This is a genomic window from Flagellimonas crocea, assembly GCF_033441595.1.
Lineage (GTDB): Bacteria > Bacteroidota > Bacteroidia > Flavobacteriales > Flavobacteriaceae > Flagellimonas > Flagellimonas crocea.
The window spans coordinates 480,816-494,727 of record NZ_JAUZVX010000004.1 but is presented as its reverse complement, the minus strand read 5'-3'; the positions used below and the strand labels follow the sequence as shown (position 1 = coordinate 494,727).

General features: G+C 44.1%; 9 protein-coding genes. 8 read left to right on the top strand and 1 reads right to left on the bottom strand.

Annotated elements, in window-relative coordinates:
- Positions 1–183 precede the first annotated feature (183 nt).
- Genes SD449_RS15530 through SD449_RS15495 form a run of 8 tightly spaced genes read left to right on the top strand, consistent with a single transcriptional unit; the run spans position 184 to position 12,547 of the window.
- On the top strand, positions 184–1,731 hold the full coding sequence (locus SD449_RS15530; RefSeq protein ID WP_404828064.1) for an alpha-N-arabinofuranosidase: 1,548 nt from the start codon (positions 184–186) through the stop codon (positions 1,729–1,731).
- 6 nt (positions 1,732–1,737) lie between these two features.
- Positions 1,738–3,714 (top strand): glycoside hydrolase family 127 protein, encoded by a 1,977-nt coding sequence (locus tag SD449_RS15525; RefSeq protein ID WP_318311829.1) that lies wholly within the window; start codon positions 1,738–1,740, stop codon positions 3,712–3,714.
- A gap of 27 nt (positions 3,715–3,741) precedes the next feature.
- Positions 3,742–5,754 carry an alpha-L-arabinofuranosidase C-terminal domain-containing protein gene (locus SD449_RS15520; RefSeq protein WP_318311827.1) on the top strand — a complete coding sequence of 671 codons (2,013 nt, stop codon included), beginning with the start codon at positions 3,742–3,744 and terminating at the stop codon, positions 5,752–5,754.
- Between the two features lie 56 nt (positions 5,755–5,810).
- Entirely contained in the window at positions 5,811–7,487 is a 1,677-nt protein-coding gene (locus tag SD449_RS15515) for a ribulokinase (protein WP_318311826.1), read from the top strand.
- A 1-nt stretch (position 7,488) separates the two neighbouring features.
- Positions 7,489–8,190 (top strand): L-ribulose-5-phosphate 4-epimerase, encoded by a 702-nt coding sequence (locus SD449_RS15510; protein ID WP_318311825.1) that lies wholly within the window; start codon positions 7,489–7,491, stop codon positions 8,188–8,190.
- 14 nt (positions 8,191–8,204) lie between these two features.
- The gene (araA, locus tag SD449_RS15505; protein WP_318311824.1) at positions 8,205–9,710 is read left to right on the top strand and encodes an L-arabinose isomerase; all 1,506 of its coding nucleotides are present in this window, start codon (positions 8,205–8,207) and stop codon (positions 9,708–9,710) included.
- 22 nt (positions 9,711–9,732) lie between these two features.
- The gene (locus SD449_RS15500; RefSeq protein ID WP_318311822.1) at positions 9,733–10,917 is read left to right on the top strand and encodes an aldose epimerase family protein; all 1,185 of its coding nucleotides are present in this window, start codon (positions 9,733–9,735) and stop codon (positions 10,915–10,917) included.
- Positions 10,918–10,927: 10 nt separating this feature from the next.
- Positions 10,928–12,547: a sodium:solute symporter gene (locus tag SD449_RS15495; RefSeq protein WP_318311820.1), complete on the top strand. Its 1,620-nt coding sequence runs from the start codon at positions 10,928–10,930 to the stop codon at positions 12,545–12,547.
- A 53-nt stretch (positions 12,548–12,600) separates the two neighbouring features.
- Here SD449_RS15495 and SD449_RS15490 read toward each other — a convergent pair whose 3' ends face one another.
- A complete protein-coding gene (locus SD449_RS15490) occupies positions 12,601–13,911 on the bottom strand; it encodes a TolC family protein (protein WP_404828070.1) in 1,311 nt (436 codons plus the stop codon).
- Position 13,912 lies beyond the last annotated feature (1 nt).

Below are 13,912 nucleotides of genomic sequence, written 5' to 3'. Positions count from 1 at the left end.
ATAATATCATTCTCGGAGGTTGTTCTCTGGCGATGATTTTTTTTGCTTTAACCAAAAAACTTTCGTTATTTTATAAATGTAAAAAAAACACTTGTAGAAAAGGCCCAATGGGTGTTAATCTATAACATAAAACGTTGGAATGTTGTTGGTTCTGGCGTCAAAATTAGAACAGTATCAAATCTCATGCACATGAAAATTTTTAAGTATGCCGCAATTGCAACCGTCCTTTTATGCACAAAGGCGAGCATTGCGCAAGAAAAAGTCAAAGTGAACGTGGCCGAAGAAGCCGACGCACCCATTGTCAGTAAACATATTTACGGCCATTTTGCAGAGCATCTTGGACGTTGTATTTATGAAGGACTCTACGTTGGGGAAGAAAATAAGATCATTCCCAATACCGAAGGTGTCCGAAACGACATTATCGAGGCCCTAAAGGAGCTGGACATACCCAACCTAAGATGGCCTGGCGGCTGTTTTGCTGATACTTACCATTGGAAGGACGGAGTAGGTCCACAAGAAGATCGGCCTACGATTGTAAACCGTTGGTGGGGCGGGACCACAGAGGATAACAGCTTTGGTACCCATAACTTTTTAAATCTTTGCGAAGTGCTCGAAGCAGAGCCCTATCTCTCGGCCAATGTGGGTAGTGGAACCGTGCAGGAGTTGATCGATTGGGTACAGTATACCAATCATGACGGAATTAGTCCAATGGCCGACTGGCGACGTGAAAATGGAAGGGAAGAACCTTGGAAGGTCAAATATTGGGGCGTGGGCAACGAAACATGGGGTTGTGGCGGAAACATGACCGCGGAGTATTACGCAGATATTTACCGTCAATATGCCACTTTTATGCCCGGTTGGTCCGGAGAGACCGAAGTGTATAGGATTGCATCCGGAGCGTCGGAAGACGATTATCATTGGACCGAAACCTTGATGAAAAATGTACCTCACGAATTGATGGAGGCCGTTGCGCTGCACGATTATGCTGTGTTCGATTGGAACGATAAAGGCCCGTCGGTCAATTTTGATGAAGAGATATATTTTAAAACAATGGAACAGGCGCTGAACATGGAAGAATATGTGACCAATCATATCGAAATCATGGATAAGTACGACCCTGATGGCAAGGTAGACCTTTTTGTCGACGAATGGGGAGGGTGGTACGATGCCGAACCAGAAGTAGCAAACGGGGTGCTTTTCCAACAGAATACCATCCGTGATGTTATGATTGCGGGCACGGTGCTCAATACATTCAATAATCATGCACGAAGGGTCAAAATGGCCAACTTGGCGCAAATGGTCAATGTGCTACAGGCAGTGATACTCACCGATGAAGAGAAAATGATCAAAACGCCTACCTACCATGTCATGCACATGTACAAAGTGCACCATGATGCAAAACTGTTGCCATCCAAAGTCGAAGATAATATGGAGTATAGAGGACTTCCCGTAGTATCCGTATCTGCCTCAAAGGATGACGCAGGGAAAGTTCATATTTCTTTGGTCAACATTGACCCAGAAAAGGATGTTGAGGTAGAGGTGGACATTTCCACATTGGACATCAAAAAGATTGAAGGAAATATTTTAACATCGGAAAAGCTTCAAGATCATAATTCCTTTGACAATCCCGAAAAGGTAACACCGAAAGAATTTAAATATGCCAAATTGAAAAAAGGGAAAATTTCTATCACCATCCCCGCACATTCACTTATAGTCTTGCAGGGAAGTTAAGAGAATATGAAAAAACTTTTATTTACATTAGCAGGTCTTCTTTTGTTGACCATATCCTGCAAGGAAGATTCCAAAAATCAGGCAAGCGATGAAAACATGGCTGGTGAATCACCGGACTATCCCATTGAGTCTGTGAACATACAGAATGTAAAGCTTAACGATGAGTTTTGGTTGCCGATCATACAGCGAGTTCAGGAAAAAACGATAGAATATGCTTTGGCCAAATGCCAGGAAGAAGGTCGTTTTGACAATTTTTTGATTGCAGGGGGAGAAATGGAAGGCGAGGTAAAAGGTGCCATGCCGTTTGATGATACCGATGTCTACAAAATAATTGAGGGAGCTTCCAACTCACTCATCAGTGCTCCCAATCCCAAATTGGAAAAATTGGTCGATTCGTTGGTCTCCATTATAAAGGTAGGGCAGGAAGCGGATGGTTATTTGACCACATGGCGAACCATTGACCCCGCCAAACCGCCCGCCAATTGGGTAAATGTTGACAAAGGGGAACGTTGGGAGTCCCTGGCTGCGAGCCACGAGCTGTATAACGCAGGACATTTGTATGAAGCCGCAGCTGTGCATTACGAAGCAACCGGAAAGCGAAACTTTTTGGACATCGCCATCAAAAATGCCGATTTAATGGTAAAGACCTTTGGCGATGGAGAAGGAAAAATCACTGCTGTCCCCGGACATCAGATTATAGAAACGGGGCTCATCAAACTGTATCAGATTACAGGAAAAGAGGATTATCTAAAACTTTCCAAATACTTTTTGGATAATAGGGGCAATCCAGAAAACCATGAGCTTTTTGGTCCTTATTCCCAAGATCACCTGCCCGTTGTGGCACAGGACGAAGTGGTAGGGCATGCCGTAAGAGCGGTTTATATGTACGCTGCCATGACGGATATTGCCGCTATTCAAAAAGATACCGCCTACTTGGATGCAGTAAATGCACTTTGGGAAAACATGGTCAACAAAAAAATGTACATCACGGGAGGTATTGGGGCCAAACATGATGGCGAGGCATTTGGTGAAAATTATGAGCTGCCCAACCTAACGGCCTACAACGAAACATGTGCATCTATCGGTGATGTATACTGGAACCATAGGTTGCACAACCTCACGGGGGATGTAAAATACTTTGATGTTATTGAAAGAACATTGTACAACGGGTTGATTTCTGGGTTGTCTTTGGATGGACAACAGTTCTTTTATCCCAACGCTCTGGAGTCCGACGGCGTTTACAAATTCAACCAAGGAGCATGCACCCGAAAGGATTGGTTCGATTGCTCTTGCTGTCCTACCAATGTAATCCGTTTTATTCCCGCCATGCCAGGGCTTATCTATTCCAAAACGGGCAATACCCTTTATACGAATCTATACGCGAGCAATGAGGCAAAGGTGGAATTGCAGGATCAAGATATAATGGTCACTCAAGACACGTCGTACCCATGGGACGGGAAAGTTAAATTCACTGTAGAACCAGAGGTGGAAGGAGAATTTACCATAAAGTTCAGGATACCTGGCTGGTCCAGGAATACCGTTTTGCCTGGAGATTTGTATCAATATGTTTCCAAAGATGAAGCAAGCAATAAGCTCAGTTTAAATGGGGAGGAGATTGATGTGGTCGCTGATAATGGCTACTTCACGCTGACCAGAACATGGAAATCTGGGGATCAGGTGGAACTGGAGTTCCCAATGTCCGTAAGAAAAGTGAAGGCCAATCCAGAAGTCGAAGAGGACCTGGGGAAAATGTCCCTTGAGTATGGTCCTATCGTTTATGCGGTAGAGGAAATTGACAATAAAAGCACTTTTGATGATATCCGACTCACTGCCAATGAAGAATTCAAGGTGGAAATGCAGCCCGAATTATTGGGAGGCGTCAAAACCATATCAAACGAAAGATTAACCGCCATACCCTATTACGCATGGTCCAATCGAGGTATTGGTAAAATGAAGGTGTGGTTGCCTGCAGAGGAAAATTAATAAATGTACAAACTGAACAACATAAAAATGCAGACAAGAACATCGCTTTTGGCATTCCTTGCGGTTACGGGTTTTTACAGCTGTAAGAACCAAGAGGAAACCAAAGTTGATGACATAGAAGCTGAAACGGACAGAGAATTGGTGGTGAACCTGGAAGATACGGGCATAAAAATTCAGCCTACCATGTACGGAATCTTTTTTGAAGACATCAATTTTGCAGCAGATGGAGGATTGTATGCCGAAATGATCAAGAACCGTTCATTTGAGTTCACTTTGCCCAAAACAGGTTGGATGGAACCCAATAGTGACAGACATTCCTATAATAATGAGTCGGGATTCCTTTCCGTCATCAAATATGCCGAAGAAGGGGCCAACCACAATTTTGCCCGTGTAGAGGTCAAGAATGACGAAGGCTATGTTTTGATCAATGAAGGCTTCCGAGGCATGGGGGTTAAAGAAGGAGCTCAATATGATTTCTCGATAGAAGCCGCTAAACGTTCTGGTAATATCCAAAAAATTAAACTTCAAGTGATTGATTCCCTTGATAATGTTTTGGGAGAGACTTCAATTAGTCCGGATAGCGATTCTTGGAAAACTTACGAGTCTACTTTTACCGCAAGTGCATCAGAAATGAAAGCCAAGGTCAAAATTACTTTCGAAGGAGAAGGTGAAATTGATTTGGACATGATTTCCCTTTTCCCACAAGATACCTGGAAAGGCCGAAAAAAGGGACTTCGCAAAGACTTAGTTCAACTGTTGGATGATCTCAATCCTGGATTCCTTCGTTTTCCTGGTGGATGCATTGTAGAAGGCAGAACCTTGGCCAGAAGATACCAATGGAAAAAAACCGTTGGCGATATAGCGGATAGGGAAATTTTGGTAAACCGTTGGAATACCGAGTTTGCCCACCGACCAACACCAGATTACTATCAAAGTTTTGGATTGGGATTCTTTGAATATTTTCAATTGTCCGAGGATATGGGAGCAGAGCCCCTTCCCATTTTGGGATGTGGTATCGCTTGCCAGTTTAATACAGGGGAATTGGTGCCCATGGACGAATTGGACCCTTATGTGCAAGATGCCTTGGATTTGATTGAATTTGCGAATGGAAATGCCGATACCGCTTGGGGTCGGGTACGTGTCGATATGGGTCACCCAGAGCCTTTCAATATGAAATATATCGGAATAGGAAATGAACAATGGGGACCAGCTTACATCGAAAGGTATAAAGTGTTCGAGGAAGCCATCAAGTCCAAATATCCGGAAATCATCATAGTTTCAGGTAGCGGACCTTTCCCAGAAGGTGATTATTTTGAATACGGTTGGGAGCAGCTTAAGCAAGTGAACGCCGAAATTGTTGACGAGCACTACTACAAGCCGCCAAAATGGTTCCGCGAAAATGCGGACCGTTATGACAGTTATGATAGAAACGGACCCAAAGTGTTCGCAGGGGAGTACGCAGCCCAAACCGTAGCCACAGCGAGCCCCGATAACAAGAACAACTGGAATGCAGCATTATCCGAAGCAGCATTTATGACGGGCTTGGAGAGAAATGCCGAAGTGGTTCATTTAACATCGTATGCCCCTTTGATGGCCCATGCAGATGGTTGGCAATGGACACCGGATATGATCTGGTTCAATAATTTGGAATCCTTCGGGACACCCAACTATCAAGTACAAAAAATGTATTCCACTAATCCCGGAACCGACCTTTTGAAGATTGCGGAGAATGGAGAAAAAATTATTGGAAAAGGTGGACTTTATGCCACAGCAGCAAAAGATGCGAATACAAACGAATTGATTATAAAGGTGGTCAATACATCAGAAGTGGGACAAAACCTTTCCATCATAATGGAAGGTGGTACTACTCAAGAAAGTGTTGAGGTGCTGACCATGGCCATGGACGATTTGGAGGCTGAAAATTCGTTTAAAGACCCCTTTAAAATCAGTCCAAAAACAGGTACGGCATCTGTTGAGGGCAATATGTTGAAAGCTTCCATACCTGCACAAGCCTTCAATATATATAAGGTAAAGCTTTAGTTAAACACAGTGTTTCGAATACGAAAAGAAAATAAAACGAAGATAGAGAAGGATTAATGAAAAAATATGTAATAGGATTCGATTATGGTTCCGACTCGGTAAGAGCGGTAATGATCGATTCCCAAAACGGAGCGGAACTGGCCTCCGAAGTATTCTGGTATCCTAGATGGAAAGCACAAAAATACTGTGACCCCGCCATCAACCAGTTTAGACAACACCCCTTAGATCATATAGAGGGATTGGAGCATACCATAACCTCCGTGATGAAGCAAAGCGAGGTGTCCCCAGAAACCGTAAAAGGAATCTGTATCGATACCACAGGTTCCTCGCCAATGCCAGTGACCCAAGACGGAACTGCATTGGCCTGCACGGAAGGTTTTGAGGAAAATCCGAACGCCATGATGGTGCTTTGGAAAGACCATACTGCAGTAAAGGAAGCAAACGAGATCAATGAATTGGCCAGAACCTGGGGCGGGGAAGATTTTACCAAATATGAAGGAGGAATCTATTCTTCCGAGTGGTTCTGGGCCAAAATTCTTCATGTGGCCAGAGAGGATAAAAGCGTAATTAATGCTACCCATACATGGATGGAACATTGCGATTTCATCACCTATCTGTTGGCAGATGAAAAAGATTTGAAAAAATTCAAAAGAAGTAGATGCGCGGCAGGACACAAAGCCATGTGGCACGAAAGCTGGGGCGGACTTCCCGATAAAGCATTTTTATCAAAATTGGATCCGTATTTGGCATCACTTCGTGATAACTTGTACGAAGAGACATTTACATCCAACGAAATTGCAGGCCATCTGAACAAAGAGTGGGCGGACAAATTAGGTCTTACTACAGATACTGTAATCGCTGTGGGTACTTTTGATGCCCATGCAGGTGCCGTTGGCGCCAAAGTAGACCACCACGCACTGGTCCGAGTCATGGGAACGTCCACTTGTGACATCATGGTCTCATCCAACGAAGCAGTTGGCGACAAAACGGTTAAAGGCATCTGTGGACAGGTCGATGGTTCCGTAATCCCTGGCATGGTCGGTCTGGAAGCAGGTCAATCCGCTTTTGGTGATGTATTGGCATGGTTCAAGGATGTATTGCAATGGCCGATAGATAACTTGGTTTTAAACTCCGAGGTATTGTCGGAGGAACAAAAAGCCGAGCTCAAAGCTGAGGTAGAATCAAAATTTATTCGGTCTTTGGCGGAACAGGCCGAGGCAATTGCTTTGTCCGAAGTCGTCCCAGTTGCATTGGACTGGGTAAATGGCAGGAGAACTCCAGATGCCAATCAAGAATTGAAAAGTGCCATTTCTGGAATATCGCTGGGTACGAAGGCCCCCCATATTTTTAAATCCTTGGTCAATGCCATTTGCTTTGGTGCCAAAATGATAGTGGATCGTTTTGAAGAAGAAGGTGTCAAAATCGAGACCGTCATAGGTATTGGTGGCGTGGCCAGAAAATCGCCTTTCATTATGCAGACTTTGGCCAATGTACTGAATATGCCCATTAAAATTGCGGAATCCGATCAGGCGCCCGCCTTGGGTGCGGCAATTTATGCTGCCGTTGCTGCTGGAATCTACGAAAATGTAATCGACGCCAGTAAGGTAATGGGAAGTGACTTTGAAGCAGAATATTTTCCGCAAGCGTCCCAAGTGGAGGTATATGCCCAGTTGTTGGAAGCGTATAAACAGCTTGGAAACTTTGTGGAAGAACAAACGAACAAAAACACATAAGATGAGCTCTAAATACAAATCGCTTAAAGAAGAATGCTACGAAGCGAACATGGAACTCAATGCCTTGGGTTTGGTCATATATACCTTTGGTAATGTGAGTGCTGTGGACAGGGAAAACGCTGTTTTTGCGATAAAACCCAGTGGTGTGCCCTATGAGACCTTGAAGCCTGAGGATATCGTCATCATGGATTACGACAACAATGTTGTCGAGGGCAGTTTAAGACCGTCATCGGATACCAAAACACATAGCTATCTCTATAAAAATTGGGAGAATATCGGAGGAGTGGCGCATACGCATGCCATGTATTCCGTTTCGTGGGCACAGGCACAAAGGGACATCCCGATTTTCGGTACCACTCATGCCGACCATCTTACGCAAGATATTCCCTGTGCACCGCCAATGGCCGACGAACTTATCGAAGGCAATTATGAGCATAATACGGGAATCCAGATTTTGGACTGCTTCAAGGAAAGAAATTTGGATTACAACGAGGTCGAGATGGTACTGATTGGAAACCATGGGCCGTTTGCCTGGGGCAAAAATGCGGCCAAAGCCGTTTACAATACAAAAGTATTGGAAACCGTGGCCCAAATGGCCTATTTGACTTTGCAGATCAATTCACAGGCACCAAGATTAAAAGACTCCCTAATAAAAAAACACTACGAACGTAAGCATGGCAAGAATGCCTATTACGGTCAATAAATAAACTACAGTAAATGAAAATATCTCAAAAGGAAATCTGGTTTGTAACAGGAAGCCAACATTTGTACGGACCGGAGACTTTAAAACAAGTGGCCAGCAATTCCAAAGCAATAGTAGATGGATTGAATGCAACTGGAAAATTACCGGTTAACTTGGTTTTTAAACCCATTGTAACCACACCGGACGAAATAACAGCGGTCTGCAGAGAAGCAAGCAATGAACCTTCCTGTATCGGAATAATTACATGGATGCACACTTTTTCACCTGCAAAAATGTGGATCGCAGGTCTCAAGATTTTGAGCAAACCGTTATGTCATTTGCATACACAGTTCAATGCTGAAATCCCTTGGGGCAGCATTGATATGGATTTTATGAACTTGAACCAATCGGCACATGGCGACCGTGAATTTGGTTTTATGATGTCACGGATGCGTAAAAACCGAAAAGTAGTTGTAGGGCATTGGAAAGATGACCGAGTGCAAAGCAAACTTTCCGTCTGGGCACGTGTTGCCCTTGGGGTGGATGAACTCAAGCATATGAAAGTGGCTCGTTTAGGTGACAATATGCGCGAGGTTGCCGTTACCGAAGGGGATAAAGTTGCGGCCCAATTGCGTTTTGGCGTAGCGGTCAACGGCTACGATTCATCGGAGATTACTGATATTATCGGCGGATTGGAACAGAACGCGGTGAATCAATTGATGGAGGAGTACGAAGCGAGTTACCGATTATCGGAATCTCTCCAAAAAAATGGGGCAAAACGTCAATCTTTGATAGAAGCGGCCAAAATTGAACTCGCACTCAGAACCTTTTTGGACAAAGGCGGGTTCAAGGCCTTTACCGATACTTTTGAGAATCTGGGGGTTCTAAAACAGTTGCCAGGTCTTGCCGTCCAGCGTTTAATGGCCGATGGTTATGGTTTTGGAGCGGAGGGCGATTGGAAAACCGCAGCCTTGACCCGAGCCATGAAAGTGATGGCCGAAGGCTTAGAAGGTGGAACATCCTTTATGGAGGATTATACCTATCACTTTACACCTCAAAAAGATTATGTTTTGGGGTCGCACATGTTGGAAATATGTCCTTCCATTGCCAGCGCAAAGCCATCCTGCGAGGTACATCCGTTGGGTATTGGCGGCAAGGAAGACCCCGTTAGGTTGGTTTTTGACTCTCCCGCGGGTGATGCATTGAATGCTTCATTGATAGATATGGGCAACAGGTTCCGTTTGATCGTGAACGAAGTGGAAGCAGTAGCTCCCATGGCCGATTTGCCAAAATTACCAGTGGCACGGGTACTTTGGGACCCAAAGCCCAACTTGGATATTGCCGCAACCGCTTGGATTCATGCGGGAGGAGCGCACCATACGGTATATACCCAAGCATTGACTACAGAATATATGGAAGATTTTGCCGATATTTTCGGAATAGAACTTTTGGTAATAGATTCGGATACGAAACTAAGAGCATTTAAAGATCAACTCCATGCAAACGAAGCATACTACCAGTTGTTTCAACATGGAATGTAGTAACTAATATAAATTTGTAATCATGAGGATAACCAAGCCTGTTATAGTTTACGGCATTTTACTTATGAGCCTTATCAATATGGGCTGTAAGCAAAACAAAAAAGAAAACCAATCAGAAATGGAGATTGAAACGACAGCAAACCAACCGAACCCAATCGAGGAAACCACCTTTGGTACAATGCCCGATGGTACGGAAATAAAGAAATTCACCTTGAAAAATGAAGCGGGAACAGAAGTGGATGTCATTACCTACGGGGGTATCATCACCCGTTGGACAGCTCCCGATAGAAATGGATTTTATGATGATGTTGTATTGGGTTTTGACAACCTAGATCAATATCTGGAAGGAAACCCATATTTTGGGGCGCTCATTGGTAGGTATGGTAACCGTATCGCTGAAGGGAAATTTTCTTTGGACGGGGAAACCTATACCTTGGCAACCAACGATGGGGACAACCATCTTCACGGTGGAGAAAAAGGTTTTGATAAAGTGGTATGGAACGCCGAGCCCAAAGCTACCGACGAAGGAGCAACCTTGGAGCTTACCTATACCAGTGAAGATGGAGAAGAAGGCTATCCTGGAAAATTGGATGTAAAAGTTACCTATACCCTTACGGATGACAACGCCCTTGACATTCAATATGAGGCCGTTACCGATAAGCCAACTGTGGTAAACTTAACGCAGCACAGTTATTTTAATCTTTCAGGACAACTTTCCAAACCAGTTTTGGACCATAAGATTTATTTGAATGCCGATACTTATCTGCCCGTCGATGGAGGTTTGATTCCGACAGGAGAATTAAGGGAAGTAGCGGGAACGCCTTTCGATTTCACAGAACCCAAACTCATTGGTAAGGAGATAGAGGCCGAAAACGAGCAATTGGAACTTGGTCTAGGTTATGATCACTGTTGGGTGCTTAATGAGGGTAAGGACAACTTTCGTTTGGCCGCCTCGGCATATCACGAAAAAACGGGACGTTTTATGGAAGTATTCACCAACGAGCCCGCGATTCAGTTTTACAGCGGAAACTTTTTGGATGGAACCTTGCCTGCAAAAGGAGGGGGTGCCTATGTCAAGCGTTCAGGCTTCTGTTTGGAAACACAACACTATCCAGATAGTCCCAACCAGTCAGATTTTCCATCGGTTAGGCTGAATCCTGGTGAAAAATATACTTCGAGGACCATGTATAAATTATCAACCAAATAAAATAACTGCCATGCAGACATTGGATACTTTTGATTGGGTAGCCATATCCATATACTTTTTGATTCTTCTGGGAATTGCACTATGGGTAATTCGGAAAAAGGAGAACAATACCGAAGACTATTTTTTGGCTGGTAGAAATGTAGGATGGTTCGTTGTGGGAGCGTCTATTTTTGCCTCGAACATAGGGTCGGAACACGTTGTGGGATTGGCAGGCGCTGGTGCTGGGGACCGTTTGCCCATGCTGATTTATGAAATACAAGCTTGGGTAGTTTTGATTTTGGGCTGGGTATTTCTGCCCTTTTATGCAAGAGCTGGAGTTTTCACCATGCCCGAGTTCCTTGAAAAACGTTTTGATGCCAGGTCAAGATGGATTCTTTCCGTATTCTCCATCGTGGCCTACGTGCTCACCAAAATTTCCGTTACCATTTATGCGGGCGGAATTGTGGTTTCCGCACTCTTGGGCATCGATTTTTGGACAGGTGCGATTGCAACAGTCGTACTGACTGGAATCTACACAGTGCTGGGAGGTATGAGAGCGGTCGTTTATACCGAGACCCTGCAAGCCGTTATTTTGGTGATCGGGGCCGCTGCACTTACCATTATTGGTCTTGATCATGTCGGAGGATGGGAAAGTATGAAGGAAACCGTAACCCCAGAATATTTGAATATGTGGAGAGCAGCCTCGGATCCAGATTTTCCATGGCCGCCACTTCTGATCGCCAGTACCATTACGGGTATCTGGTATTGGTGTACCGATCAATATATCGTACAACGGGCATTGACCGCAAAGAATATTAAAGAGGGTAGGAGAGGGACTATTTTTGGAGCCTTGCTAAAACTGTTGCCCGTATTTTTGTTTTTGATTCCAGGCGTTATCGCTTTAACGCTTAAAATGCGTGGAGAATTGCAATGGGACAGTCCCGATGAAGCTTTCCCCGTTTTAATGAGCAACTTATTGCCATCGGGGCTTCGCGGACTTGTGGCTGCTGGTCTTTTGGCTGCATTAATGAGTTCTTTGGCCTCCGTATTCAATTCATGTTCTACCTTATTTACGGTGGATATCTATAAAAAATTGAGACCCAACACACCTGAAAAGAAGTTGGTGAGGACAGGTCAGATAGCAACCGTGATCGTGGTGATCATCGGTATCATATGGATTCCCATCATGGCCAATATTTCTGGGGTGCTCTACGAATATTTGCAGAGTGTACAATCCTATATAGCTCCGCCTATTACCGCAGTATTCCTGTTAGGGATTTTCCATAAGAGGATCAATGCCCAAGGTGCATTTGTAACCATGGTAGTTGGGTTTATTGTGGGAGCTTTGAGAATTGTATTGGAGTTGGTCAAAGATTCCTTGAACCCGGATAGCTTTTGGTTCCTCTTGGGTGATATGAACTTTTTATCCTTTGCCTCTTGGTTCTTCCTTTTCTGTATCATTTTGATAGTGGTCGTGAGCTACGCTACAGCACCGCCTTCTGAGGAGAAACTTAAAAACCTCACCTATGCTACCATTTCGGAGGAAGAGAAAAAGCATAACAAGAACAGTTATAACTGGAAGGATATTCTTATTTCCTTGATCATCATTGCCATAGTGATCTATGTGATGATTTGGTTCAACGGAAAATAAAAACTTGATATGAATTCTTGAATAAAAAAGGGGGGCATTTACGGCGCCCCTTTTTAAATTTGAAGGTTTCCGGCCAATTGCTTCAAAATAATTTCTGAAACCTTGGCCTGATATTTTGCATTGCTGTTTCTTACCCTGGCATTGATATAGTTTAATTGGGCCGTGCGGAACTCAATAGTGGGGATGATTCCGATTCTATACTTTTCTACCGTAATATCAAGGTTTTCCTTGGCAATGGACTCGTTTCTTTCTTCCAGTTCCATCAAACTGATGTTGGTCAAGTAGGTTTGATACGTGGTGTTCACCATTGATGTCAATGCCTGCTCCTGCTCTGCTATGGCAATTTCAGCATTTTCCAGAGCTATCTTTCCAATTTTCTCGTTCCTGTTTTGATTAAAGCCATCAAATAAGTTGAGGGATGCCCCAAAACCATAATTGAAACCACTTGACCGCGAACTGGTGTTGAATCCCAGTTCAGATTCGGACCGTCCAATGTTATATCCTGTGGTCACATAAACTGAAGGGTATCGGGCCGCTTTGATTTGCCTAAGCTCAAGCTCGCTTATTCTTTTGTTGATTTTTTCCGCCTGTAACTGTGGATTTTCTTTGATCACCTCATTTTCAAGCTCTTCCAGATTCAAGCCTTGATCCACTAGAATTTCGGGGATGACCTTAAAATCGATTTTCAGGTCACGTGCCAGTTGTTCGTTCAAAAGAATTTTGGTGTTCTTGTGCAGTTCTTGTTGACGCTGCATTTCCGTTTTATCGGTATTCAGGTCTACTTGGGCGTTCAATACCTCCAGTTTTGAAGCCTTACCTATGGTAAAACGGTTCTGCGCCAGTTCTACCCGTTGCTCCGAAATCAGTAAAGTGCTGTCCAGAGCCGATAACTGCTGCTGTTGTTGTACCAAATCATAATAGGTGGTCATAACTTCGCCGACCTTGCCCAAAATGGCCTGTTTTAGTTCAGCTTCTCCAAGTTTTTGGGTCTCTTGAAGCTGTTCGTGATTGGCAAACATCCGCAATCCATCAAAAATGGTCCATTCCATGGCCACCCCATAGTTTAAACTATTGTTCTTGGCATTGTCCCGTTCTACCTCGGTGCCATCAACCCGTACCTGGGAGAGATTCTGTCTACTGTTGTTGTCCACGACACTGGCCGTTACCTGTGGCAGCATGCCCGCTTGCCCAGCACTAACACCCATTTCGTCCATTCGCAGATCGTTCTTGGCCGTTTTGATCTGATAATTGTTTTCCAGGGCTATTTTGACCGCTTCCTCCACAGTAAGCACCTCTTGCGCGTTACCGATTACCAAACTACCAATGAACAATAAAAATAAGCTGAGTTGTTTTTTTAGGAACATA

Coding starts and splice junctions, on each gene's coding strand:
- SD449_RS15530 (WP_404828064.1), top strand. CDS start 184: ATGCACATGAAAATTTTTAAGTATGCCGCAATTGCAACCGTCCTTTTA.
- SD449_RS15525 (WP_318311829.1), top strand. CDS start 1,738: ATGAAAAAACTTTTATTTACATTAGCAGGTCTTCTTTTGTTGACCATA.
- SD449_RS15520 (WP_318311827.1), top strand. CDS start 3,742: ATGCAGACAAGAACATCGCTTTTGGCATTCCTTGCGGTTACGGGTTTT.
- SD449_RS15515 (WP_318311826.1), top strand. CDS start 5,811: ATGAAAAAATATGTAATAGGATTCGATTATGGTTCCGACTCGGTAAGA.
- SD449_RS15510 (WP_318311825.1), top strand. CDS start 7,489: ATGAGCTCTAAATACAAATCGCTTAAAGAAGAATGCTACGAAGCGAAC.
- araA (WP_318311824.1), top strand. CDS start 8,205: ATGAAAATATCTCAAAAGGAAATCTGGTTTGTAACAGGAAGCCAACAT.
- SD449_RS15500 (WP_318311822.1), top strand. CDS start 9,733: ATGAGGATAACCAAGCCTGTTATAGTTTACGGCATTTTACTTATGAGC.
- SD449_RS15495 (WP_318311820.1), top strand. CDS start 10,928: ATGCAGACATTGGATACTTTTGATTGGGTAGCCATATCCATATACTTT.
- SD449_RS15490 (WP_404828070.1), bottom strand. CDS start 13,911: ATGTTCCTAAAAAAACAACTCAGCTTATTTTTATTGTTCATTGGTAGT.